23 protein-coding genes and 1 tRNA gene are annotated in these 22,899 nt (G+C 61.1%); 14 read left to right on the top strand and 10 right to left on the bottom strand.

The annotated features are described in order from the left end of the window. Positions 1–133 precede the first annotated feature (133 nt). Positions 134–1,024, top strand: coding sequence for a bifunctional helix-turn-helix transcriptional regulator/GNAT family N-acetyltransferase (locus HYE77_RS29270; protein ID WP_177070223.1), 891 nt, complete (start codon positions 134–136; stop codon positions 1,022–1,024). A 42-nt stretch (positions 1,025–1,066) separates the two neighbouring features. Here the strand turns inward: HYE77_RS29270 and HYE77_RS29265 are convergent, their stop codons facing one another. The 4 genes from HYE77_RS29265 to rimJ all read right to left on the bottom strand — a co-directional run bounded on the left by HYE77_RS29265 (position 1,067) and on the right by rimJ (position 5,625). Further along, positions 1,067–3,475: a TonB-dependent siderophore receptor gene (locus HYE77_RS29265; RefSeq protein ID WP_177070204.1), complete on the bottom strand. Its 2,409-nt coding sequence runs from the start codon at positions 3,473–3,475 to the stop codon at positions 1,067–1,069. A gap of 75 nt (positions 3,476–3,550) precedes the next feature. Beyond that, positions 3,551–4,495, bottom strand: a complete 945-nt coding sequence (locus HYE77_RS29260) for a FecR domain-containing protein (RefSeq protein ID WP_177070202.1) — start codon at positions 4,493–4,495, stop codon at positions 3,551–3,553. Then, on the bottom strand, positions 4,492–5,007 hold the full coding sequence (locus tag HYE77_RS29255) for a sigma-70 family RNA polymerase sigma factor (RefSeq protein WP_087693776.1): 516 nt from the start codon (positions 5,005–5,007) through the stop codon (positions 4,492–4,494). The genes HYE77_RS29260 and HYE77_RS29255 overlap by 4 nt, the downstream gene beginning before the upstream one ends. Before the next feature lie 33 nt (positions 5,008–5,040). Continuing rightward, on the bottom strand, positions 5,041–5,625 hold the full coding sequence (gene rimJ, locus HYE77_RS29250) for a ribosomal protein S5-alanine N-acetyltransferase (protein ID WP_087693775.1): 585 nt from the start codon (positions 5,623–5,625) through the stop codon (positions 5,041–5,043). Between the two features lie 145 nt (positions 5,626–5,770). Here rimJ and HYE77_RS29245 point away from each other — a divergent pair, with 145 nt between their 5' ends. Beyond that, complete coding sequence (locus HYE77_RS29245) at positions 5,771–6,811, top strand: DMT family transporter (RefSeq protein WP_177070200.1); 1,041 nt, start codon at positions 5,771–5,773, stop codon at positions 6,809–6,811. An 80-nt stretch (positions 6,812–6,891) separates the two neighbouring features. Here the strand turns inward: HYE77_RS29245 and HYE77_RS29240 are convergent. Beyond that, positions 6,892–6,968 (bottom strand) — tRNA-Met (locus HYE77_RS29240). Between the two features lie 269 nt (positions 6,969–7,237). Continuing rightward, on the bottom strand, positions 7,238–7,480 hold the full coding sequence (locus HYE77_RS29235) for a DUF6124 family protein (RefSeq protein ID WP_087693773.1): 243 nt from the start codon (positions 7,478–7,480) through the stop codon (positions 7,238–7,240). A 306-nt stretch (positions 7,481–7,786) separates the two neighbouring features. Here HYE77_RS29235 and HYE77_RS29230 point away from each other — a divergent pair, with 306 nt between their 5' ends. Then, positions 7,787–9,004: an MFS transporter gene (locus HYE77_RS29230; protein WP_102604723.1), complete on the top strand. Its 1,218-nt coding sequence runs from the start codon at positions 7,787–7,789 to the stop codon at positions 9,002–9,004. Between the two features lie 114 nt (positions 9,005–9,118). On the opposite strand, the gene HYE77_RS29225 is transcribed toward HYE77_RS29230, so the two are convergent. Further along, entirely contained in the window at positions 9,119–9,664 is a 546-nt protein-coding gene (locus tag HYE77_RS29225) for an RNA polymerase sigma factor (RefSeq protein WP_003208348.1), read from the bottom strand. 263 nt (positions 9,665–9,927) lie between these two features. On the opposite strand from HYE77_RS29225, the gene sctW reads away from it, so the two are divergent. The 11 genes from sctW to sctU all read left to right on the top strand — a co-directional run bounded on the left by sctW (position 9,928) and on the right by sctU (position 20,148). Next, positions 9,928–11,022: a type III secretion system gatekeeper subunit SctW gene (gene sctW, locus HYE77_RS29220; protein ID WP_008430704.1), complete on the top strand. Its 1,095-nt coding sequence runs from the start codon at positions 9,928–9,930 to the stop codon at positions 11,020–11,022. Beyond that, entirely contained in the window at positions 11,019–13,115 is a 2,097-nt protein-coding gene (sctV, locus tag HYE77_RS29215; protein WP_177070198.1) for a type III secretion system export apparatus subunit SctV, read from the top strand. Before sctW ends, sctV begins: the two co-directional genes overlap by 4 nt. 85 nt (positions 13,116–13,200) lie before the next feature. Beyond that, positions 13,201–14,100 (top strand): FHA domain-containing protein, encoded by a 900-nt coding sequence (locus HYE77_RS29210; RefSeq protein ID WP_008430700.1) that lies wholly within the window; start codon positions 13,201–13,203, stop codon positions 14,098–14,100. Then, positions 14,097–15,455 carry a FliI/YscN family ATPase gene (locus tag HYE77_RS29205; protein WP_177022689.1) on the top strand — a complete coding sequence of 453 codons (1,359 nt, stop codon included), beginning with the start codon at positions 14,097–14,099 and terminating at the stop codon, positions 15,453–15,455. The genes HYE77_RS29210 and HYE77_RS29205 overlap by 4 nt, the downstream gene beginning before the upstream one ends. Next, entirely contained in the window at positions 15,442–15,870 is a 429-nt protein-coding gene (locus tag HYE77_RS29200; RefSeq protein ID WP_003208357.1) for a YscO family type III secretion system apparatus protein, read from the top strand. Before HYE77_RS29205 ends, HYE77_RS29200 begins: the two co-directional genes overlap by 14 nt. Next, positions 15,867–16,325, top strand: coding sequence for a type III secretion system HrpP C-terminal domain-containing protein (locus HYE77_RS32740; protein ID WP_256347521.1), 459 nt, complete (start codon positions 15,867–15,869; stop codon positions 16,323–16,325). The genes HYE77_RS29200 and HYE77_RS32740 overlap by 4 nt, the downstream gene beginning before the upstream one ends. Beyond that, the gene (locus tag HYE77_RS29190; protein ID WP_008430697.1) at positions 16,322–17,335 is read left to right on the top strand and encodes a FliM/FliN family flagellar motor switch protein; all 1,014 of its coding nucleotides are present in this window, start codon (positions 16,322–16,324) and stop codon (positions 17,333–17,335) included. Before HYE77_RS32740 ends, HYE77_RS29190 begins: the two co-directional genes overlap by 4 nt. Continuing rightward, the gene (sctR, locus tag HYE77_RS29185; protein WP_003208361.1) at positions 17,332–17,985 is read left to right on the top strand and encodes a type III secretion system export apparatus subunit SctR; all 654 of its coding nucleotides are present in this window, start codon (positions 17,332–17,334) and stop codon (positions 17,983–17,985) included. Before HYE77_RS29190 ends, sctR begins: the two co-directional genes overlap by 4 nt. Positions 17,986–17,992: 7 nt before the next feature. Then, positions 17,993–18,256 (top strand): type III secretion system export apparatus subunit SctS, encoded by a 264-nt coding sequence (gene sctS / locus HYE77_RS29180; protein ID WP_003208363.1) that lies wholly within the window; start codon positions 17,993–17,995, stop codon positions 18,254–18,256. A gap of 10 nt (positions 18,257–18,266) precedes the next feature. After that, entirely contained in the window at positions 18,267–19,058 is a 792-nt protein-coding gene (sctT, locus tag HYE77_RS29175; protein ID WP_003208364.1) for a type III secretion system export apparatus subunit SctT, read from the top strand. Next, positions 19,051–20,148, top strand: coding sequence for a type III secretion system export apparatus subunit SctU (sctU, locus tag HYE77_RS29170; RefSeq protein WP_102368119.1), 1,098 nt, complete (start codon positions 19,051–19,053; stop codon positions 20,146–20,148). The genes sctT and sctU overlap by 8 nt, the downstream gene beginning before the upstream one ends. On the opposite strand, the gene HYE77_RS29165 is transcribed toward sctU, so the two are convergent. Genes HYE77_RS29165 through sctC form a run of 3 tightly spaced genes read right to left on the bottom strand, consistent with a single transcriptional unit; the run spans position 20,145 to position 22,842 of the window. After that, on the bottom strand, positions 20,145–20,504 hold the full coding sequence (locus HYE77_RS29165) for a hypothetical protein (RefSeq protein ID WP_003208368.1): 360 nt from the start codon (positions 20,502–20,504) through the stop codon (positions 20,145–20,147). The two genes, sctU and HYE77_RS29165, sit on opposite strands and share 4 nt — an antisense overlap. Positions 20,505–20,509: 5 nt before the next feature. Beyond that, positions 20,510–20,704 (bottom strand): HrpT family type III secretion system protein, encoded by a 195-nt coding sequence (gene hrpT / locus HYE77_RS29160; protein ID WP_003208370.1) that lies wholly within the window; start codon positions 20,702–20,704, stop codon positions 20,510–20,512. Continuing rightward, complete coding sequence (sctC, locus tag HYE77_RS29155; protein ID WP_177070196.1) at positions 20,701–22,842, bottom strand: type III secretion system outer membrane ring subunit SctC; 2,142 nt, start codon at positions 22,840–22,842, stop codon at positions 20,701–20,703. The genes hrpT and sctC overlap by 4 nt, the downstream gene beginning before the upstream one ends. Positions 22,843–22,899 lie beyond the last annotated feature (57 nt).

The following is a 22,899-nucleotide window of genomic DNA, read 5'->3' as shown; positions in this document are numbered from 1 at the left end:
GCAGGTTGGGAGATTGATCTGTATTTGGTTGTGCGGTACAACTATGTCCTTCGTCATTCGGGCAAGAGGTTTCCCCCCCGTGAACCGTTCCAAGCCAGACCTTATCGATCAGATCCGCTGTGCCTCGCGTCTTATGGTGCGAGAGCTGGGCTTCATGCAGCCGAAGTTGGCGGCCAGCAGTTACCCACCGTCATCGGTGCACACGATTGTTGAAATCGGCAAGCGTGGCGCGCTGACAGCGGCTGAACTGGTCATGTTGCTGGGGCTGGAAAAGTCGTCGGTGAGCCGCATGGTGCGCAAGCTGGTCGAGGCGGGCGAGCTGGAAGAGTTTGCCAACGAGGACGATGCCCGTTCGAAAAAGCTGCGGCTCACCACACGAGGCCAGAAGACGTTACGCGACATTGAAACGTTTGCCCGGCGCCAGGTGGGCGAGGCGATTGGCGACTTGTCCAGCGAACAGCAACAGGCCGTCAGCCGCGGGCTCGATCAGTACGCCGCAGCCCTGCAAACCCAACGTACTGGCGCCCGGCAGCCGAGGTACTACCGCATTGCCCATGGCTACCGGCCAGGCATCATCGGGCGTATCGCGCAGATCCACGCCGAGTACTACGCCCAGCATGCGAATTTTGGCCAGCCGTTTGAAAGCCTGGTGGCGGCGGACATGGCCGAGTTGATGGGGCGCCTGGCCAACCCGCGCAACCAAGTCTGGGCAGTGCTGGACGCAGAGCAGATCGTCGGTTCGATCGCGATTGATGGCGAGGGCGAAAACGGCGAGGCGATCCTGCGCTGCTTCATCCTCGACCCGTCGGCTCACGGCCAGGGCTTGGGTAAACGGTTGTTGAAAGAGGCGCTGGATTTCTGTGACGGGCACCGGTTCCCGGCGGTGCGGCTGTGGACGTTCAAGGGCCTGGATGCGGCGCGCAAGCTCTATGAAAACGCGGGCTTTGTGCTGGAGTCGGAACAGGAGGGGCAGCAGTGGGGCAAATCGGTGGTGGAGCAGTGTTTTGTGCGGCACGCTGTTTGACGCAACAGCGCCCCACGTCACGGGGCGCTGGCGCCTGGCCGGTTAGAAGTCCCAGCGCGTGGTGAGCATCACGTTGCGCGGGGTGCCGTAATAGGCCGTGTTATAGAAGCCGATGTTGGTGTAGTACTGCTTGTCGAACAGGTTGTTGACGTTCAGCGTCGCGGAAAGATGTTCGCTGACCTGATACTTGGCCATCGCGTCCACCACCCAATACGCTTCCTGCGAGAACTCTTCGTTTTGCGCCTTGGGCCGGTTGTACACCACTTGCCAGCTTCTGCTCTGCCAGCGCGCGCCGCCGCCGACGGTCAGGCGGTCCAGCGGACCCTTGAGTTTGTACGAGGTGAAGAAACTGAGCTGGTCCTCCGGCTCCCAGGTCGAAGCCTTGTCGCCATGCTCATCCCGCAGGATCTTGTGGGTGTAGCCGGCCTGGGCCTGCCAGCCCGGCGCCAGCTCGCCGGACATCTCGGCCTCGAAACCCTTGGTTTTGGCCTTGATGCCTTTCTCGGCATACCCGAGGGATGGGTTGGTCGGCGCGGCGTTGTATTCGGCGTCCGGCTCCGCACGGTTGGTTTCGTGCACTTCGAAGTAGGCCATGCTGGTGTTGAGCCGGCCCTCGAAGAACTCACCCTTGAGGCCGGTCTCGTAGTTCTTGCCTTCATCCGGTTCCAGCAATTTGTTGTTGCGGTCGCGGCTGTAGGTCGTCGGCATGAAGATGTCGGTGTAGCTGGCATACGCGGTGAAGTTGTCGTTCAGGTCGTAGGTGACCCCGGCGTAGGGCACCAGCTTGCCGGTCTCGGTGGAGTCGTCTTCGCCACGCAATTTGTAGTTGGCCACGCGGCTGCCGAGGAACAGGTTCAGGTCATCCATGAGGTTGAAACGTGCGGCCATATAGCCTGCGGATTGTCGGGTCGTGGCATCGATGATCCGTGTCGGTTCACCCCAGTTCGGCTCCGGAGCGTTGCCATCGAAGTTCCAGAAATCGATCTCGTTGTTGCCCACATAAGTGGGGGCGCCGTAGTCCTTTCCGGTCCAGTGGGAGTTCGAGGCCGACGCGCCAATCACCAATTCATGGGTACGGCCCAGCAGGCTGAACGGACCGCTGGCGTAGACATCGCCCGAGTCGGCGCGGGTGTTGCCGGTGAACTTGTTCGCGTACAGGGACGACAGTCCGGTGGCGGGGAACGGGCCACTCATGATCGAGCCCAGGGGCGCGTCGTAGCCCATGAGTTGGTGGGTGTATTGGCCCTTGATCACCCAGCCATTGTCGAAGTTGTGTTCCAGGGTGGAGAACACGCTGCGGGAGTACTGCTCCCAGCGGCTCCACTTGGCGCCGTTGTTGTAGGAGCGTTTTACATCGATGCGGTTGCCGTTGCGATCGAACAGCGCACGGCTGCCGGACCAGCCCGAGCCTTGCGGGTCGCTGTCCAGGTAATCGAAACCGACGGTGAGCAGGGTGTCGTCGGTCAGGTCGGCTTCCAGCGTGCCGAAATACACATTGGTGCTGCGCTGGTAGTGGTCCATGAACGAGTGCTTGTCCTGGTACGCCGCCACCGCACGCCCGCGCACGTTGCCGCTGCCGGTCAGCGGGCCACTCACGTCGATCTGGGAACGATAGTTGTCCCAGCTGCCGGCGCCGAGTTCGACGCTGGCCTTGAAGTCCCGCGTGGGCTTTTTGCGGATCAGGTTGATCGTCGCGCCAGGGGCGCCGGCGCCGGTCAGCAGTCCGGTGGCACCCTTGAGGATTTCCACGCGGTCATAGATCGCCATGTCGCTGAGGGTCTGGCTGGACGAGTAGGCGGAGTTGCGCAGGGTCGGGATGCCGTCGTACTGGAAGTTTTCCACCGAGAAGCCGCGGGCGTAGTAATTGTTACGCTCGCTGTCGAAGGTCGACACGGTGATGCCCGGTGTATGGCGCATCACGTCGTCGATCGAAGTGAGCGCGAAGTCATCCATATGCTGGCGCGTGATCACGGTGATCGACTGCGGGGTTTCCCGTGGGGTCAGCACCATGCGCGTGGCGGTGGCGATGGTGCCCGGGGTGTAGGAACCGCTGCCCTCAGTGATGGTGCCCAACTGATTCGCGGTGATCTCTGTGGCACCCAGCGACAGCGCGCCGCCGGCCACCGGCAGGCTTTCCAGCTGGTAGCCATCGGCATTGCCGCGTGCTGCGAAGCCGGTGCCGGCCAGCACCTGCGCGAACCCGTCCTCCACGTTGTAGCTGCCGCGCACGCCGGGGCTGTCCAACCCGGCCACTTGTTGCGACAGGAACGAGATCGGCACGCCGGCGGCCTGGGCGTAACGCGTCAGCACGTCACCGAGTTTTCCGGGGGCGATGTCGAACGCCTGTACCTGCTGCTGCGCGTAGGCCAGGCCCGGCACCGCCAGGGGCAGGCAGCCAAGCAACAGTCGACTGGCCAGCAACAGGCCGCCGCGTGTGGGGGTTGAAGACATGTTATCGGTGCTCCTTTGGATGTTGGCCAAGGAAAGGACGCGGCAAAACCGAAAACACGCAACGGTGCGTAAGAATTATCCGGCGGGGGATTTCAGGCGCACACGTGTGAGCCACGGGGTGTAGGTGCTGACTTCAATCGGCAGGGTGCGTGTGAGCAGGCGCAATGCGCGGTCGCTGTCGTCCGTCGGCAGCATCACCGTCACCCGAATGCCTTGCAGCGCCTGGCGATCGAACATCAGCACACCCGGGCGATGCCGCGCCAGGCGCTCAAGTACATCCGCCAGCGGCTCGTCGTTGGCCAGCAACTGGTGGGCCGTCCAGGCTTGCTGCTGCGCTTGCACATCAACGCTTTTCGGCGTGCCGGGCCCGCTTGCATCCAGGCGCACCTGCTCGCCGGGGCCGAGGGTAATCGTATGCCCGGCACTGTCGATGCGGGTCGAGGATTCGAGCATCTTGACCACGGTGGCGGTGTCGCTGAGTTCGACGATAAAACGCGTGCCCAGGGCGCGAATGCTGCCCTGCGGGGTGTCGACATAAAACGGGCGCTGGGTGTCCTTGGCCACTGTTACCAGAATCTCACCATGCAGCAGTTGCACGCGGCGCTGGCTGGCGTCCAGGTGCAGGTTCACCGCAGAGCTGCCTTCCAGTTGCAGGTCGCTGCCGTCGGCCAGCAGCGTCTGGCGCCATTGGCTACGGTCGGTGCTCAGGTCGGCGAACAGATAGCCACGTTGCTCGTACTGGTACGCCGGCACCCCCGCGAGCAGCAGGGCCAGGGCGAGACACTTGACCAGCGTTGCCCCTTGGCGAGGCTGCCGGGCCCGGCGCAATGCGGCACGGGCCGGGGCTTGTTTGAGAGGCAGCAAGTGGCCCTGAAGGCGGGCAATGGCTTGCGGGTGCTGCGGGTCGGCGGCCAGCCAGGTGCGAAACGCCTGTTCGCTGGCGTCGTTGCCTTCGTGATCCAGCCGCACCAGCCATTCGGCAGCCTGGCGCAGCACTGCGTGGGGCAGAGGCTGGTTCATGGCTGGGCGCACGCATCACACGCCAGCAAGGCTTCCACCAGATCGTTCTGTACCGTGCGCACCGAGACCCCGAGGCGCTGGGCGATTTGCGCCTGGTCCAGGCCTTCGAGGTAACGCAGGATGAAGGTGTCGCGTATCCGCTTGTTCATGCGCGCCAAGGCCCGATCAATCGCTTCAAGCATTTGCGCGGCTTGCAGGATCTGCTCCGGCGAAGGCGCCTGTTCAAGGTACGCGGCGCAGCGTTCGAGCTCTTCGCGGTAGGCCTGTTCCAGGCGTCGGCGGCGGCCATTGTCCATCAGCAACCGGCGCGCGATGGTGGCCAGATAAGCCCGTGGCTCACCCGGCGCCACGTAAGTACCCGATGCCAGCAAGCGTACGAAAGTGTCTTGCGCCACGTCGGCCGCCTGATGGGAGCAATGCACGCGACGCCGCAACCAGGTCAACAACCAGCCGTGGTAGCCGCGGTACAGCGCATCGAGCGTAGGAGCGTCGGTGGGCGAAGACAGCTTCATGAGAGAGAGTCGTAAGTGAGAATTAATCCCATTCTAGTGGTTTAAAACTTCGGGCTGCAATAGACGGTCGCTTGCCGGATTGATCAGTGCCGTTAACACATGGTCCGCCCAGACCCCGTTGATCCTCAGATACGCCCGCGCCTCGCCCTCTTTTTCAAACCCCAGCCGTGCCAGCAGGCGCGCACTGCGCTCATTCTCTGGGCGGTAGTTGGCCATGATTCGGTGCAGCTGCATGGCGTCGAACACATGGGCAATCGCCGCCGTCAGCGCTTCGTGCATCAAGCCTTGGCCTTGGGCGGATTTAGCCAGCGCATAACCCAAGTGGCAGGCCTGAAACGCACCGCGCACGATGTTGCTGAAGTTGCAGGCGCCGATGATTTGGTCCTGGCTGAATATCAGCAGGTGCAACGCTTCGCCGCTGGCGGTTTTGTCGGCCATGGCGTGGAGGCGTTCGGTGATGGCGTCCGGTTCAAAAAAGGCGTCGTCACGCGAAGGCTCCCAAGGCTGCAGAAAGGCGCGATTTTGCAGCAGGTACATTTGCAGGGCGCGAGCGTGGGAAGGGTGGGCGCCCAGCAGTAAGAGGCGGTCAGTGCTGATGCCGGTAGCGGGGAATGTCATGCGTCACCTTCTTGTGGTTTGCCAGCCGGGCTATCCTGCCGCTTCAGTCGTACAGAATCCAGCCAGGCTGGCATTCACATAATTCTTACCCGGGCACAGCTATGATGCTCGTCCTTATGCAATAAGCCTGACAGGGCGGCCCATTATGAATGTGAGCGTTCTCTACGCGTTGGCGGCGGCGGCGTTGTTCGGCGCCAGCACTCCGCTTGCCAAGCTCCTGGGGGTGGATACGCCGCCCATCCTGTTGGCCGGGCTGCTCTATCTGGGCAGCGGCCTGGGCCTGGCCATCGTTCGGTTTGCTCGCGACCACGGCTGGAAACGGCCCGGGCTTGCAGCCGGAGAGTGGCCCTGGTTGGTGGGCGCCATTGTCTTTGGGGGCGTGCTTGCGCCTGTGGCGCTCATGTACGGGCTCACCCGCACAGCGGGCGCCACCGCATCGCTGATGCTCAATCTTGAGTCGGTGCTCACGGCCGTGCTGGCGTGGGTCGTGTTCAAAGAGAACGCAGATCGCCGCATCGTGATCGGCATGATCGCTATTGTTCTGGGCGGGATCGTTTTGTCATGGCCGCAAGGGACGGCGACGGCACATGATTGGACGGGGCCGCTGGCCGTGGCGTTTGCCTGTTTTTGTTGGGCCATCGACAATAACCTGACCCGTAAGGTCTCTGCCTCGGATGCGCTGTTTATCGCCGGCAGCAAAGGCTTGGCGGCGGGTGTGGTGAATTGCTGTTTGGCGTTGGCCATCGGGTCGCAACTGCCAGCGGTGGCCGCGCTGGGGTCAATCTTGGTGGTTGGGCTGCTTGGGTATGGCGTGAGTCTGGTGCTGTTTGTGCTCGCTCTGCGCGGGCTTGGTAGTGCGCGCACCGGGGCTTACTTTTCCACGGCTCCCTTTCTTGGCGCGGTCATATCGATCCTGATCCTGGGCGAGTCGGTTTCGCTGATGTTCTTGCTCGCGGCCGCCTTGATGGCCATCGGGGTGTGGATTCATCTGATGGAACATCATGCGCACGAGCATCAGCACGATCCCCTCATGCACGGTCATCGCCATACACACGATGAGCACCACCAGCATGTGCATAACTTTGCGTGGGACGGTACCGAGCCACATAGTCATGCCCATGAGCACGCACCGATCCAGCACAGTCATGCGCATTTTCCCGATGTGCACCATCGGCATAAACACTGACGTCGTGGGGCAATAGGGCGGTTTACTTTTCTGCAGGCATAAAAAAACGGCCTACCTTTCGGTAAGCCGCTTTTAGTACTTGGTGGCTACACAGGGACTTGAACCCCGGACCCCAGCATTATGAATGCTATGCTCTAACCAACTGAGCTATGTAGCCAAGTGGCGCGCATTATTCGCGGAGAACGGGAATGCGTCAAGCGCTTTTTTTGAAAATTTATCTACGCTATCAACTGTTTAACGGGAAACACCGGGTTTGGTGACGAGCGGTTGGGGTTTGCGCAGGTCCCAAGGCAGCGAAGATCAAAAGGTGGGAGCGGGCTTGCTCGCGAATGCGGTGTGTCAGTCAGCAGAGGTATTGGCTGGTCCACCGCCTTCGCGAGCAAGCCCGCTCCCACATTTGATCTGCTGTGTTCTGGCGTTCGTGCGTCAGGTTTTGCGCGGGTGCAGGCACTCTATCGAGCGATCCACCATGGCTTTGGCCATTTCCAGCAGGTGCCATACGGCTTGAATTTTGGCTCGATCATGGTGTTGCATAGTGTCGCGGCAGTCGAGAGCAGTGGCGGATGCGCTGTTGAGCAGGTGTGAGGTGTAGAGCAGGGCGTCTTCGAAACTGAGGTCTTCGCTTACGACGAAGCAATCTGATGGAGGCTCGGGAAGTGATTTATCCATGGTGTAACTCCTGTTTTTACCTTAGGAAGCTGACACCTATTGATTTCAGGCTGCTAAACCCGATCACTGAAAACCAGCGACGGACCGAAGACTAGCCACCGACTCCCCCAGGCACAAGGCCGAAAGATTCTCTAGGAAACGTCCCGCAAATTAAAGGGATTCATCTTGCTGGCCCTTTACAAACCATGACCGCTGCATCGATTCATCTACTCGTTAGCCTGCTAACGGGATAGCCTTCCTGCACCCAAAAGTGGCACATTGTCGCACCTGCACCTGTGCATCAATCTGCTGTACGGAAAACCTCCCATGGCTCTGAGCAATTCCCAGCCCTCCGTGGCTACGGCGCCTGCCGCCGCGCAAACCAGCCCGTTGGTGATGCGTGTAATCGGCGCGGTGGCGCTGGCGCATTTGATCAATGACTTGATCCAGTCGGTACTGCCCTCGATCTACCCGATGCTCAAGGCCAATTACGGCCTGACGTTCACCCAGGTCGGCCTGATCACCCTCACGTTCCAGCTCACCGCGTCCCTGCTGCAGCCGTGGGTGGGTTATTACACCGATCGCCATCCCAAGCCGTACCTGTTGCCCTGCGGAATGATCTGCACGCTGGTGGGCATCCTGATGATGTCCCAGGTGGGCAGCTTCCCCCTGATCCTGCTGGCGGCGGGGTTGATCGGCATCGGCTCGTCGACCTTCCACCCGGAAGCGTCCCGCGTGGCGCGCCTGGCCTCGGGCGGGCGTTATGGTTTGGCGCAGTCGACGTTCCAGGTGGGCGGTAATGCCGGCTCGGCCTTCGGCCCGTTGCTGGCGGCGGCGATCATCATTCCGTTCGGCCAGGGCAATGTGGCCTGGTTCGGCCTGTTCGCGGTGTTTGCGTTGTTTGTGCTGTATGCGATCAGCCGCTGGTACGCCCACCACTTGAACCTGTTCAAGCTCAAGCAAGGCCAGGCGGCCACTCACGGCCTGTCCAAGGGCCGGGTGTTGAGCGCGCTGGTGGTGCTGGGCCTGCTGGTGTTTTCCAAGTACTTCTACATGGCCAGTTTCACCAGTTACTTCACCTTCTACCTGATCGAGAAGTTCGACCTGTCGGTGGCCAGTTCACAGCTGCATCTGTTCCTGTTCCTCGGCGCGGTGGCGGCGGGCACGTTCTTTGGCGGGCCGATTGGCGACAAGATCGGCCGTAAGGCGGTGATCTGGTTTTCGATCCTCGGGGTGGCGCCGTTCACCCTGATTCTGCCCCATGTGGACCTGTTCTGGACCAGCATCCTGAGCGTGGTGATCGGCTTTATCCTGGCCTCGGCGTTCTCGGCAATTGTGGTGTATGCGCAAGAGTTGGTGCCGGGCAATGTGGGGATGATCGCCGGGGTGTTCTTCGGTTTGATGTTCGGTTTTGGCGGGATCGGTGCGGCGCTGCTGGGGCACCTGGCAGACATCCACGGCATCGAGTACGTGTACACGCTGTGCTCGTTCCTGCCGCTGTTCGGGGTGTTGGCGATTCTGTTGCCGCGTACCAAAAAGGCCTGATACCAGGTCAATCGAGTCGGGCAGATATCCCTGCTGCCCAACGCTTGCGTCAAACGGGTAAATCAACTGCTCCTGCAAAGGGTGTCGGCGTTGCGCCGGTGCCCTGATTTACGCCTACAGCGGGTTGTAGGTGGCCCGCTTCAGGTGTTCGCGCGCCCGGGACAAACGTGAGCGCACGGTGCCAATGGGGATGTCCATGGCGTCGGCGGTGTCCTGGTAGCTGCCGTCGGTCTCCAGTGAGGCGTACAGCGTTTTACGCATTTCCAGCGGCAAATCCGTGATCGCCCGCAGGGTTCTTTCGAGCTTGCGGTTGACCTCGAACTGCCAGTCCAGGTTGTTGTTGTCTTCCTGCCCATGCCACAGCGCCTCATCGAACTCGCAATGCACCGGCTTGGCATACATGCGCCGAAAGTGATTGCGGATCAGGTTCTGGGCAATCCCGCACATCCACGTGCTGACGGTGGCCTGGCCGCTGAAGCGGTCTCGGCTGCGCCAGGCCTCCAGGTACGTCAGTTGCAGAATATCGTCTGCATCTTCCGGGTTGAGTACGCGTTTATGAATGAAGCGCCGGAGTTTCTTGTGGTGGTCTTCCGACAGGTTCTGGATGGAGCGGTGCGGGTCAGGTGTAAGGTGAACTAAAACATCGATAGGGATATCCATGATTTTTTCCTCAGGGTAGACACGGTCGAAATGATTTCGACGGGAACCCTCTTAGCACTGCCTGTGCCAAGGGAAAAAAATTCACAACTAATTGATTTATATAAATAAATATCTTGTTTCCAGGCTTTTTTGTGCAAGGTTTTGCACAAGTGGCTGCGGGCGCGTGCCGATCTTTTCACATGCCCGGTATCGTCGATAAACATGGAACCGTAACGGGATTGCCAGCCACACAAGGAAACGAAACTTCCTGTCCAGGCATCTCCATGAAACTTGATCCTTCTATTGATGTGCAAAAAAACCAGAGCCTGGATCAGCCTGTTCCAGCGAGTATTGATAACCCGCCAGTTCGCCAGGCACCCGCCGGGACGGCGGTCGACAATTTCGAGGCGCTGTTCGGCCTGGAGGTTGAACTCAACAGCAAGGCCTTGAGCCGGCGTATGTTGGGGCTGGGCGTGACGCCTGTGGCGCAGTTGACACAACTCTATGAGCAACTGGGCCATCCCGCTCAGGCAACACTGGCGACCATTGCGCGCTCCATCAGGGTTCAACTGTTGCTCAAGCCCAGCCTCGAGAAGTTGCTGGAGCTGACAGGAAACGACCCGGCCCGTACGTTTGTCGTACTCAAGCAGGTGGCTGCGCAGGCACAAGCTGAAGCGCGTACCTCCGAGGCGGCGCTGGCCAGCGATGCCCTGGCGCGGCTGGAGGTCCGCTTCAAGCCGCAGATCCAGGCCGGCTTGAACATCGCGCAGGCTTTGCAGGCAAGCAGTGACGACCCGAGTTTGCGGCAGGCGGTACGCAGTGTGTATTACGCCAGCGTGGTCGCCCGGCAATCGCTCGCCAGCATGATGCAGGCGCTGTTGGGGTTGTTCGGTGGCGATGAGTTTGGCCGCGGGTTGAAATTGATGCGTCGGGCCCTGGCAGACGACATTGCGGCGTATTGCCCTTCGCTCCCCACCGCCCAGCTGCGCACCTTGCTGTTGGGGTTGAGCAGTTGTGGTCAACTGGGCAGTGTGCTGGCCAGCTGCCGTGACTTGATCGATCGGCTGGCCGTATTGCACCCCGAAATTGATCGGGACACCGTAGCGCTGCTGCAGCGCATTCTCGGTTACGCGGGCACGGGCATCGCGTCTGCCGAAGTCCAGCGCCTGGCCTGCGAGTTGGGTGGGCCGGCATCATCCGTCCAGATTGTTTCGCTCAATGCCCTTTACCCCGTGCTCGGGAGCCTGCCCCTGGCGTTGTGGCGCGACAGCAAGGGCCGCCAGGAAGCGTTGCACAATTTCATGGTGGTAATGGATGAGTACGCTCGCATCGAACGAGGCTCCCGGCATGTCGGCGCGCTGCCGATAAACCACTCATGAGTGCGCTGCGGGCAGTCAACGCGATACTGCTCAAGGTTGCACAACGCGCCGAGGTGCTGGGTGCGGTCGTGATCCTGGGCATTGTGTTCATCTTTATCGTGCCGTTGCCGACCTGGCTGGTGGATATCCTGATTGCCGTCAACATTTGCATTTCGTGCCTGTTGATCGTGCTGGCGCTGTACCTGCCCGGGCCGCTTGCGTTTTCCTCGTTTCCGTCGATCCTGCTGTTGACCACCATGTTCCGCCTGGCATTGTCGATTGCGACCACGCGCCTGATCCTGCTGGAACAGGACGCCGGTGACATTGTGGAGGCCTTCGGCAACTTCGTGGTGGGGGGCAACCTAGCGGTGGGGTTGGTGATCTTCATGATCCTGACCATCGTCAACTTCCTAGTGATCACCAAGGGTTCGGAGCGTGTCGCCGAAGTGGCGGCGCGCTTCAGCCTGGATGCCATGCCCGGCAAGCAGATGTCCATCGACAGCGACTTGCGTGCCGGCCTGATCGATGGTGGACAGGCGCGCGACAAACGCGAGCAGTTGTCCCGTGAGAGCCAGCTGTTCGGGGCGATGGACGGGGCCATGAAGTTCGTCAAGGGCGATGCCGTGGCCGGGCTGATTATCGTGGTGATCAACTTGCTGGGCGGGTTCAGCACCGGCATGTTCCAGCATGGCATGAGCGCCGCCGACTCCATGGCGCTGTATTCGGTACTGACGATTGGCGATGGCCTGATTGCGCAGATTCCCGCACTGCTGATCTCCCTGACCGCCGGCATGATCATTACCCGTGTAGCACCGGCCGGGGCGAATAAAGGGGCCAATAACATGGGCGCCGAAATCGCCCGGCAAATGACCAGTGAGCCCAAGAGCTGGATCATTGCTTCGATCGGCATGCTGGCTTTTGCAGCGCTTCCGGGCATGCCGACGGTGGTCTTTATCCTCATTTCGCTGATGACGGGCTCGCTGGGTTATTACCTCATGCGTCAGCGTCAAAAGCAGGACGCGCCCGCAGATGCGGCGGCTGACGCCGTCCCGGCGGAGATCAACGGTGACGAAGACCTGCGCGCCTTTGATCCATCCCGGCCTTACTTGCTGCAGTTTTCATCGGGCCTGCAGGGCTCTGACCGAACAGCGCAAGTGGTTCATGGCATTCGCCAGGCCCGAAACCGCCTGGTTGCCCATATCGGCCTGACACTGCCGCCGTTTAACGTCGAGTTTATTCCCGCCTTATCCGACGATGAGTTTCGCTTTTGCGTGCACGAAGTCCCTGTGATCAAAGCTACCTTCGGTGATCGGGTCGCGGTGGAATCGGCGGCGCTGGGCGTCGAGCCACAAGCAGGTACCCAGGGTCTGGCGGAGCGAGACGAGCAAGACTGGTTATGGTTGGCGCCCGATGATCCGCTGCTCGACGATGCACAGCTTGAACGCCATACCGCCCATGACTTGATCATCGAGCGCATGACACGGGCGATGCTGCTCAGCGGGCCGCAGTTTCTCGGTATCCAGGAGTGCAAGTCGATTCTCAGCTGGCTCGAGTTCAACCAGCCGGAGCTGGTTCAGGAGCTGCAGCGGATCATGCCGCTTTCGCGCTTCTCTGCCGTGTTGCAGCGCCTGGCCAGCGAGGGCGTTCCGCTGCGGGCGGTGCGGTTGATTGTCGAGTCGTTGATCGAGTACGGCCAGCATGAGCGTGAAGCGGATGCCCTGGCCGACTATGCGCGAATCGCCCTCAAGTCGCAGATTCTGCACCAGTACAGCGAAGCTGATGGCCGGCACGCCTGGTTGTTGTCACCGCATACCGAGAATGTCCTGCGCGAGGCGCTGCGCCAGACCCAGACCGGGGTGTTCTTTTCCCTCGACAACGACAGCAGTGCGACGCTGGTGAGCTTGCTCAAGCAAGCCTTTACCGTGCGGGCCAAGAGCAAAAGTGTGCTGCTGGTTGCGCAAGACTTGCGCAGCCCCCTGCGGACATTGCTTGTGGAAGAGTTCAACCATGTGCCGGTGTTGTCGTTTGCCGAGTTGGGCAGTTCGTCGAAGGTCAAGGTGCTGGGGCGGTTTGACCTGAGTCATGACGATCTGCTGCGTGGGGCCGTGGCATGAGTACTGTTTTGGCGATTGCGCATTGCCTTGAAACGGACGGTGCTGCGTGGGGCCGGTTGGTCCGTGCGGCCATGAGGGCCTGACAATGTTTGAGCTACGAGTACTCGATGGTATGCACCAGGGGGCTGCGTTGCCGTTGTTCGGCGAGCAATGGAGCATTGGTGCGCACCCTGACGCTGACCTGGCGCTATACGACCCGGGCATTGCCGAGCGTCATGTGCGATTGCAGTGTGTTGACCAGCGCTGGTCGGTGCAGGCCGAGGGAGGGGTGATGCAGGATGCCGCCGGCCTGATCCTGGCGCAGATTGCCGACCTGGCACTCAACACGACATTTTCGATTGGCAACGTTCGGCTCTGCGTCACCCGCGCCGACCAGCCCTGGCCTCAGCCGACGGTGACTGCCGAACAGGCGCCCACGCCTGCGGCCGAGCCCCTCGTGCCGCTGAAGCTTTCTTCAATTTCGAGCACGCAGCAGAAACGCTTGATCAGCCTGGTCGTCGTCGTTGCGGTCATCATCACCGCGCTGGGCATGACCACTAGCGGTGACCGCGAAGCCCAGGCGTCGTTGATGTCACCGGTGATCCGCAAGAACGAGCTGGCCTCACCTTTCGAGGTGCGCCAGCAGTTGCTCAGGATGCTCAGCGAGCGCGAATTGATCAACCGTATAAGCATCCAGTTGGTCAATGACCAGGTGCTGCTCGACGGCGATGTACTCCAGGAAGACATGGAGTTGGTATCGCGCATGCTCAGCCGGTTTGGCGAACAGTTCGATACCGCGGTGCCGGTGATGAGCCGGGTCAGGACTCGCGACGGAACGTTCCCTTTCAAGATTTTGCAGATTGTCGGCGGCCCCAACGGTCACGTGGTTCTGGAGCAGGGGAACCGACTGTTTGTGGGGGATGAAGTGGACGGCTTGCGACTGGTGCTGATCGATAACACCAAAGTGGTGTTCGACGGTAAGCAACGCTTCGAGGTGCGCTGGTGAGCCAGGACCTGCAAGCCCGTCTTGAGGCCTGGGAGCAACGCCAGTCGAGTGCGCTGGTCAGCTTCGCGCCGGTGTCGGTGCGCGGTCGTATCCAGCGGGTGAACGGCATGTTGTTGCAATGCCGGCTGCCCCAGGCGCGCATCGGTGATTTGTGCCAGGTCGAAAAGTCCATCGGTGAATACATGCTGGCGGAGATCATCGGTTTCGACCAGCAGGATGCAGTGCTCAGTGCGTTGGGCAATCTTGAAGGCGTGCGCGTGGGTGCCAGTGTGCAACGCCTGGGGGTGCCACACCGGGTACGGGTCGGCGACGATTTGCTCGGCCAGGTGCTCGATGGGTTTGGCCGGCCGATTGCGGGCGATGGCCCCAGCGCCTTTGTGGAGGCCGACATCGCAGAGGCGAGCACGGTGTTGTGCGAGGCGCCGTTACCTACCGAACGCCCGAGGATCAGCCGGGCGTTGTCCACCGGCGTACGCTCGATCGATGGATTGATCACGCTGGGAGAAGGCCAGCGCGTCGGCCTGTTCGCCGGCGCGGGCTGCGGCAAGACCACCTTGTTGGCCGAGATCGCCCGAAACGTCGAGTGCGATGTGATCGTGTTCGGGTTGATTGGTGAGCGCGGCCGCGAGCTGCGGGAATTTCTCGACCATGAGCTGGATGATCAATTGCGCGCCAAGGCGGTGCTGGTGTGTGCCACCTCCGACCGCTCGAGCATGGAACGCGCCCGCGCGGCGTTCACTGCGACAGCGCTGGCCGAAGGGTTCCGGCGCAAGGGCCAGCGGGTACTGCTGCTGATTGACTCCCTGACCCGATTTGCCCGGGCCCAGCGTGAAATCGGCCTGGCCGCGGGCGAGCCCCTGGGCCGCGGCGGCTTGCCACCGTCGGTATACAGCCTGATGCCGCGCCTGGTGGAGCGGGCCGGGCTGACCCGTGACGGAGTGATTACCGCCATCTACACCGTGCTGATCGAGCAGGACTCGATGAACGATCCGGTAGCGGATGAAGTGCGCTCCCTGCTCGACGGCCACATCGTGTTGTCACGCAAGCTGGCCGAGCGTGGCCACTACCCGGCGGTGGATGTGCTGGGCAGCCTTTCGCGGATCTTGAGCAACGTCGCCACGCCCGAGCATATAAGGGCGGGCACCGCCTTGCGCCGCTTGTTGTCGGCGTACCAGCAGATCGAACTGATGCTCAAGTTGGGCGAGTACCAACCCGGCAGTGATGCCCTGACCGACCTGGCGGTGGACAGCCGCCAGGCCGTCGATGGCTTTCTGCGCCAGGACCTGCGTGAGCCGGCCGCGATGGCGATGACGCTGGACCAATTGATGGAGTTGACCACCGATGTCCCTTTCTGAAATCGATACCTTGCGGCGTTTGCGCAAGCACCGGGCTGACCGGGCGGAGCGCGCGCTGCGTGCCGCCAAAAGGCAACAGCAAGCGCTGCTGTTGCAGATCCGGCAGGCGGCGGATGCCCTTGAGCAGACCCGGCTGGACGAAGCCCGGAAAACCGCTGAGTTGCTGAGCAAGCACCAAGGGCAAGTGATCTCGTTCCAGGACATCAAGTCCTGGAATGCCCAGGAGCGCACGTTGTCCGCCGACACCCGCCGCGAAGAAGGGCAGTTACATGAGCTGCACGGCCAGCGCGATGAGCAGTTGATCCACATCGACAGCGCGCAGAAGCAGGTTACCCAGTGCTTGCGCGAGGTTGAAAAACTCCAGGAACTGTCCCTTTTGTTGGGGCAGGAAGAAGCCGTGCAGGAAGAAACATGACGCAAGTTCCAGTGAACAGTCCTGAGCGCCCGCGTCCGGGCGAGCCTCGGGATGAACGTGAACCCGGCCCGGGGGCGATAGTGCCATGGGAGCACGGACGGTTATTTGCCCAGCTGTTTGGCAACGATGATGAAGGGGGCGGTTTCGGTTCCGCCCTACCGGGAACTCCTGCATCAAGTCATGCCGCGATGATCGCGGCCATGACCGAGCAGTTGGCACCGCGGATTCACGCCGCTGTTCAGTGGCCTTTGCACGCTGTGCTTTACCTGCCGAGCCTGGGGCGGATCAACGCCAGCGTGCGCCGCGAGCAAGGTACCTGGAACGTTGAGCTGGAGGCGCAGGAAGAGCGCACCGCGCGCTGGTTGCCTGGGGTGCGCCAGCACCTTGAGGACGGGCTGGCCGGCGCGTTGGCGCAGCCTGTCACCGTACACCTGGCACATGTGGACCCGGCATGATCATGCCGTTTTTAACCTTGCCGGTGGTCAGCGGCGCCAATGTCGCGGCGCGGCGCAGGCTGGGGCGCGGCTTGCGCATGGCGTTTCAGGTCGCGGGGCAGAACGGTGAACTGTTGATGGAACCGGGCCGTGCCCCCGCAGGCGTCAAGCCGCTGTTTTTCGAGAGCGCCTGCGGGGTGCTGGCTTTCGCCGAACCAGGGCCGCTGTTCAGCCTGCTGGGGGAGTGCCCGGTGACGCTGGCAGAGGCCGACAACGATCCAGACTCGTGGTTCTGGGAACTGTTCCAGCACCACCTGAGCCCGCAGGTGCGGGGGCTGTTTGGCTTCCTGCGGTTGCTGCCGGCGCCCAGGAAATTGAACTTCGGTTGTCGCTTCACGGTGACGCTGGGGAAGTCCAGGGTCGTGGGTTACCTGTGGCTGACTCCTGAGCGCTTGCTGGCACTGTGCGAGGCCGGTCCGTGGCAGTCGATAGCGGGGCCATTGCCGGCGTCGTTCCAGTTGGCAGTGGCGATGACCCTGGGCCGCTTGAAGCTATCCATCACGCAATTGAGCGGTGTCCGTGCCGGTGACGTGGTGATGCTTGAGCAACCCTTTTTCGATGTGCAGGGCAATGGTCACCTGTATGTCGGCAAGCACCGGCTGCAAGGGTGCATTGATGATGAATCCGGGCCGTTGTGCCTGACGCTTGTTTCGATCGAGGAAACGTCCGTGGACGAGGATTTTGCAACATCGCAGTACCCGGGGGATGAGCTGGATGAACCGGTAGTGGATGTCTTTGGCCACGAGCCTTTCGATGAGTTGAACATGGCCCTGACGGTACGTTGTGGCACCCTGAACCTGACCCTGGGCGAACTGCGCAATCTCGCCCCCGGTGCGGTGTTGGGCATTGCCGGGTACGCGCCGGGCATGGCCGGGCTTTATTACGGCGACAGGCCGATAGGGCAAGGGCAGTTGGTGGAAGTAGATGGGCGCCTTGGTTTGCAGTTGTCCCGCGTGATTTTTTCGCGATGACATTTCAGGGGGTCGACCCTCTTGTCCTGGCGCTGTTTTTAGGTTCGTTGTCGCTGATGCCAATGCTGCTGATCATCTGCACATCGTTCTTGAAGATCGTGATTGTGCTGATGATCACCCGTAACGCCATCGGCGTGCAGCAGGTACCGCCGAGCATGGCCATCAACGGAATAGCGCTGGCCGCGACACTGTTCATCATGGCGCCCGTGGGGTACCAGATTGCCGAGAACGTCAAGGCCTCGCCCGTGGACACGAGTAGCGTGCAAAGCCTTCTGGAAACCGGGCAGGCGGCCATACAGCCGTTGCGTGCGTTCATGCTGCGCAACACCGATGCCGATGTGTTGACTCACCTGCTGGAAAACAGTGCGCGCATGTGGCCGCCTGAAATGGCGCAGAGCACCCAGCGCGAAGACTTGATCCTGCTGGTCCCGGCCTTCGTGCTGTCGCAACTGCAGGCGGGGTTCGAGATCGGCTTTCTGATCTACATCCCGTTCATCGTCATCGATTTGATTGTGTCCAACCTGCTGTTGGCCCTCGGTATGCAGATGGTCTCGCCCATGACCATTTCGCTGCCGCTCAAACTGCTGTTGTTCGTCATGGTTTCCGGTTGGTCGCGGCTGCTCGACAGCCTGTTCCTTTCTTACCTCTGAGTGCCCTATGGAACCGATCGTGCTGTTCAAGCAGGGCATGTTGCTGGTGGTGGTGCTGTCGGCGCCGCCGCTGATCGTGGCGGTGGTCGTCGGTGTGTTGACGTCGCTGGTGCAGGCCCTGATGCAGATACAGGACCAGACGCTGCCCTTTGGCATCAAGCTGGTTGCGGTGGGCATCACGCTGATTTTGACCGGTCGCTGGATTGGCGTGGAGCTGATCCAACTGATCAACCTGATGTTCGACATGATTGCCCGCTCGGCATTGAACTGAGGGCCTGCGTGTGCTGCTTTATCTTGAATTCCTGCCCAGCCTGCTCGTGGCCATGGCGCGCATTTATCCCTGTGCATTTCTGGTGCCTGCGTTTTGTTTCCAACATATACGCGGTATGCCCCGCCACATCATCGTGATGGTCATGGCGTTGATTCCGGCGCCCGGCATTCATGCCGTCCTGGCTGCCAAGGATTACTCCGCGCTGATGATCAGCGGGTTGGTACTCAAGGAAGCTGCCCTGGGGTTTTTGCTGGGGATTCTGTTGGCCATGCCGTTCTGGATGTTCGAGTCAGTGGGCGCACTGCTGGATAACCAGCGGGGGGCTTTGGCGGGTGGCCAACTCAACCCCTCGCTGGGGCCGGATGCGACGCCGATCGGGCACCTGTTCAAACAGTTGGTGATTTATTTGCTGATTGCCGTCCTGGGCTTGAGCGTGCTGACCCAAGTGATCTGGGACAGCTACCTGATCTGGCCGCCAACCGCCTGGTTGCCGCTGCCGGCGGTCAATGGGTTCAGTGTATTCATCGGGCTGCTGGGCGATACTTTTACCCACATGATGCTGTATGCCGCACCGTTTATTGCCGTGCTGCTGTTCCTGGAGTTCGGCTTCGCCTTGTTGGGCCTGTACAGCCCGCAATTGCAAGTCTCTACCCTGGCAACGCCGGTCAAGAGCCTGGCGGGGCTGGTTATCCTGCTGCTGTACTTCCCGCTGTTGCAGGACTTGATCGTCGGGCGCATGGCGCAGTTGGGAGACCTCAAGCATTCCCTCGGCCTGATGTTCAGGGGCTCGGGACATGAGTGATTCGGGTGAGAAAAAACACGCGGCCACGCCCAAGAAACTCAAGGATCAGCGCCAGAAAGGCCAGGTCGCCCAAAGCCAGGACGTCGGTAAGCTACTGGTGTTGACCGCCCTCAGCGAAATCGCGTTGTTCACCGCCGAAACCAGCATGCAGCGCTTCCAGCAGTTGCTGGTGATGCCCATGTCACGTTTCGGGCAGCCCTTTGTGCGGGCGCTGGAGGAAGTGCTGACGGAAGGCTTGATCGTGTTTTTTTCCTTCGCCTTGCTGATGGCCGGATTGGCGATCGCGGTGAAGTTGATCAGCGGCTGGATTCAGTTCGGTTTCCTGTTTGCGCCGGAAAGCCTGAAGCTGAATTTCAGCCGTCTCAACCCACTCAGCCAGGTCAAGCAGATGTTCTCTGCCAAGTCAGTGACGAACCTGTTGATGGGGTTGGCCAAGGCGCTACTGCTTGCGCTGATTTTGTACGTGGTGATCAGGCCGTCACTAGGGGCCTTGATCAATCTGGCCACCAGCGACCTGCAGAGTTACATCCTCGCGCTGATCATCCTGTTTCGCCATCTGCTGCACGCTTGCCTGGGATTGCTGCTGGTCCTGGCATTGATCGACATGGCGCTGCAGAAGCACTTCTTTGCCAAGAGCATGCGCATGACTCAGGTAGAGGTGGTCAAGGAATACAAGGACATGGAGGGCGACCCTCACGTCAAGGGGCAGCGCCGCGCCCTGGCCCAACAGCTGGCCCAGGAGGAGCCGAAGGTCAAGTTGCCCAAGCTGGAGGAGGCCGACATGTTGGTGGTCAACCCGACGCACTTTGCGGTCGCGCTGTACTACCGGCCGGGAAAAACGCCGCTGCCGCTGCTGGTGGATAAAGGCACGGATGCCGAGGCCCGGAAACTGATAGACCGGGCCAAGGCGGCCGACGTGCCGGTGATCCAGTGTGTATGGCTCGCGCGCACGCTGTACGAGAAGAAGCTTGGGGCGAACATTCCCCGGGAGACGTTGCAGGCGGTAGCGTTCCTCTACCGCACCCTGCGTGAGCTCAATGACGAGGCCAAGCGTGAAACGCTGGAGTTTCCGGAGCTTAAGCAACGTTAACGGTAGCGGTGCACGTCCAGCATATCGAGGCAGCCCAGCGAAAGCAGCTTGCCGATGATGTCATCTGCCTCCTCTGCACCTGCCGGCAGCGCGTGCCAGATCACCAGGGCATCCTTGGCATCGAGACAGGCAAAGCAGCCGTCAAACGCCACCGCCTGTTCAAAAAGCCGCTCCAGTACCCGTTCCAACTGTCCGGCTTCCAGCGCTCCACGGTCGACCAGCAACGCAAGCCCGGGTTTACCACCGGCCTTTAACCGGCACACGCTTATGCCCGGGCCGAGGGACAGGTGGGCGTCCTTGCCGCCCACCAGGTTATCCAGGAATACCTGGCGAGACGACGTATCGTTCGGCCCCATGGAACTTACCGTTCCAGTGAGATCGTTTGATAGTCGGAGCGCTCGCCGGCAGGGCCCGATTCGACGCGCATCTGCGGCGGCCACCAGACCACCAGCTTATCGGCGCCCGATTGCGGGCGTGAACAGGAGTCGCCCTTGCACGTCGGCGTACAACCAACGATAAGCAGGGCCAGGCCGAGGAGGGTGAGTAGGCGTTTCATGGCGCGTTCTTCCGGGGGGGGGTGATCAGGGAGGGGCGGGACACACCGATGTGTTCATCTTTGACCACGGGCCGCATGGCGATAAATACCTCCGCCTCTTCTCCCGGCTTGAGCCAGGCACGTGGCCAGACGCTGACGGCCAGGGTCTGGGAGTTGCTGCATTCTCTTTCATCGATGCGCACGTTACGGTTGAACTGATTGCGTACCACCACCACGGCCACATTGAACTGCGGGCCTGCATACCATTGGCTGCGTTCGGTGTTCAGGGCCAATAGCTCGCGGGTGCTGCACAAGGTGTCCAGGCCCAGTGGCATGGGCGCGGCCTTGAAGGCCGTGGGTACTTGCCCGCTGACGAGGTGAGCCAGGGTGCTGGTGATGTCGCTGCGCTTGATCACCGGTTGATGCTCGGCATACCGCCGGGCCAATGGCTTGAGTGCGGCCTGCAGTTCGGCTTGATCCTCCTGGGGCAAGTAGCGTGAAGGATCAGCCTGATCGCCGATCACGCGCGGCGTCAGGATAAACAGGCGTTCGCGCCGGTTGTTCTGGCGCTCGGAGGAAGAAAACAGGGCCTTGCCCAGCAGCGGAATGTCTCCCAGCAGAGGGATCTTGCTTTGTTTGTCGGTGCTTTCAGTGACATGGAAGCCACCGACCACCAGCGAACGTTTTTCCGCCATGACCGCCTGGGTGCTGACTTTGCCGCGGCGTACATCGGGGCTGGTGCGCGCGGGGTTGGACTCGTCGAAGTTACCGTCCTCGATATCCACCACCAGGTGGATCTGGTGATTGCCGCGGGTAGTGATCACCCTCGGTACCACCTGGAAGCTGGTGCCGACCGTGATGGGCAGGATGGTTGCAGTCTCGGTGCCGGCGGTGAGGTATTGGGTGCGGTTGAAATCGATCACCGCCGGCTGGTTTTCCAAAGTAAGCACCGACGGGTTGGACACCATGGTCGCCAGGCCACGTTGCTCCAATGCGCGAATATCGGCGTTGAAACGATCACGGTGCTCGATCGACAGCTGTGATGAAGACCCGGGCGCCATGTTCACGCCACCCCGGAAACGGCTGTTTTGAAAACCCCATCTAATCCCGAATTCCCGCAGTTGAGTGCGCTCGATATCAAGAATGATCGCATCGATTTCCACCAGCTTGCGGGCTACGTCGAGCTGGCTGATCAGCTCACGGTACATCGCCTGGCGCTCCGGCAGGTCGTAGATCAGGATGGCGTTGTTGCGCACATCGGCTTCGACTCGGATTTTGCTGGTGGCGACCGGTGCCCGAGGGGTGAGTGACATGCCGGTGTCCGCCGGCCCCGGGTTCATCGTCTGACCGAGCATTTGCCCCAGCATCGGGTTACTCAGGCGCGGAAATACCGGGGTTATGGGTGAGGGTTGGGAGGCAGAGGGAGGGCGTGGGCTCATGCCTGAAAGCGTCGAGGCCGTGCGAGGTTCCAGCAGCCCCCGCAGCATGCTGGCAACGCCTGGGATGGTCAGTTTCTCGCCGCGATAATCAATCTGGCGGTCCGCCGCATTGGCGAACTTCAGCGGGTAGCTGAGGACGCTCTGCTTTTCATCCGGGGACTTGCGCTGGCTGCTGAACTGCTTGATCTGTTCGATATAGCGCTTGGGCCCGGAGACCAGTACGACGCCGTCCTCAGGCAATTCGCCCCAGCCGAAGCGGCTATCGAGCAAGCCTATATCGGTGAGGGCCTGCTTGAGGTCGGCGATGGTCTCGGAGGAGACCTCCAGGCGTGCAGATTCCTGTTGGTCCAGGGTGCTGACGTACAGCGTGTTGTTGTACAGGTACCACTGGAAACGGTGCTCTACGCCGAGCCTGTCGAGAAGCGATTGTGGGGTATTGGCGCGTATCTTGCCGTTGACGTTGCCTTCGAGGAGGCCGTCGATTTGCAGTTGGGTGCCGAAGGTCTGGGCGAAGTCTTCCAGCACATCCCGCAGGGGCTTGTGTTCGGCCTCATAGGCATAGGCGGTGTTTTTCCATTCGCTGGGGACGGCGGCCAGGGTGCTTTCCAGGGGCGCCAACAACCAGGGCATGAGGATCAGGTAGCGCCAACGGGCAGGCTTTACGGCGGTGGCAGGCGAATTGACGCGCAAGCGGATGTGCTTGTCGATCTTGTTAGGCATTGAGAATTCTCTGTTTTAGTGACGCAGCGACCGAAGCGAAGTAGGCCTAAGTTTCCG

It is taken from the genome of Pseudomonas sp. IPO3774 (assembly GCF_013386835.1).
Lineage (GTDB): Bacteria > Pseudomonadota > Gammaproteobacteria > Pseudomonadales > Pseudomonadaceae > Aquipseudomonas.
The sequence above is the reverse complement of the archived record's forward strand: the minus strand, read 5'-3'. Positions and strand labels throughout refer to the sequence as shown.

Bases quoted from the DNA above. Each gene is read 5' to 3' on its own strand.
- HYE77_RS29270 (WP_177070223.1), top strand. From the start codon at position 134: ATGGTGCGAGAGCTGGGCTTCATGCAGCCGAAGTTGGCGGCCAGCAGT.
- HYE77_RS29265 (WP_177070204.1), bottom strand. From the start codon at position 3,475: ATGTCTTCAACCCCCACACGCGGCGGCCTGTTGCTGGCCAGTCGACTG.
- HYE77_RS29260 (WP_177070202.1), bottom strand. From the start codon at position 4,495: ATGAACCAGCCTCTGCCCCACGCAGTGCTGCGCCAGGCTGCCGAATGG.
- HYE77_RS29255 (WP_087693776.1), bottom strand. From the start codon at position 5,007: ATGAAGCTGTCTTCGCCCACCGACGCTCCTACGCTCGATGCGCTGTAC.
- rimJ (WP_087693775.1), bottom strand. From the start codon at position 5,625: ATGACATTCCCCGCTACCGGCATCAGCACTGACCGCCTCTTACTGCTG.
- HYE77_RS29245 (WP_177070200.1), top strand. From the start codon at position 5,771: ATGAATGTGAGCGTTCTCTACGCGTTGGCGGCGGCGGCGTTGTTCGGC.
- HYE77_RS29235 (WP_087693773.1), bottom strand. From the start codon at position 7,480: ATGGATAAATCACTTCCCGAGCCTCCATCAGATTGCTTCGTCGTAAGC.
- HYE77_RS29230 (WP_102604723.1), top strand. From the start codon at position 7,787: ATGGCTCTGAGCAATTCCCAGCCCTCCGTGGCTACGGCGCCTGCCGCC.
- HYE77_RS29225 (WP_003208348.1), bottom strand. From the start codon at position 9,664: ATGGATATCCCTATCGATGTTTTAGTTCACCTTACACCTGACCCGCAC.
- sctW (WP_008430704.1), top strand. From the start codon at position 9,928: ATGAAACTTGATCCTTCTATTGATGTGCAAAAAAACCAGAGCCTGGAT.
- sctV (WP_177070198.1), top strand. From the start codon at position 11,019: ATGAGTGCGCTGCGGGCAGTCAACGCGATACTGCTCAAGGTTGCACAA.
- HYE77_RS29210 (WP_008430700.1), top strand. From the start codon at position 13,201: ATGTTTGAGCTACGAGTACTCGATGGTATGCACCAGGGGGCTGCGTTG.
- HYE77_RS29200 (WP_003208357.1), top strand. From the start codon at position 15,442: ATGTCCCTTTCTGAAATCGATACCTTGCGGCGTTTGCGCAAGCACCGG.
- HYE77_RS32740 (WP_256347521.1), top strand. From the start codon at position 15,867: ATGACGCAAGTTCCAGTGAACAGTCCTGAGCGCCCGCGTCCGGGCGAG.
- HYE77_RS29190 (WP_008430697.1), top strand. From the start codon at position 16,322: ATGATCATGCCGTTTTTAACCTTGCCGGTGGTCAGCGGCGCCAATGTC.
- sctR (WP_003208361.1), top strand. From the start codon at position 17,332: ATGACATTTCAGGGGGTCGACCCTCTTGTCCTGGCGCTGTTTTTAGGT.
- sctS (WP_003208363.1), top strand. From the start codon at position 17,993: ATGGAACCGATCGTGCTGTTCAAGCAGGGCATGTTGCTGGTGGTGGTG.
- sctU (WP_102368119.1), top strand. From the start codon at position 19,051: ATGAGTGATTCGGGTGAGAAAAAACACGCGGCCACGCCCAAGAAACTC.
- HYE77_RS29165 (WP_003208368.1), bottom strand. From the start codon at position 20,504: ATGGGGCCGAACGATACGTCGTCTCGCCAGGTATTCCTGGATAACCTG.
- hrpT (WP_003208370.1), bottom strand. From the start codon at position 20,704: ATGAAACGCCTACTCACCCTCCTCGGCCTGGCCCTGCTTATCGTTGGT.
- sctC (WP_177070196.1), bottom strand. From the start codon at position 22,842: ATGCCTAACAAGATCGACAAGCACATCCGCTTGCGCGTCAATTCGCCT.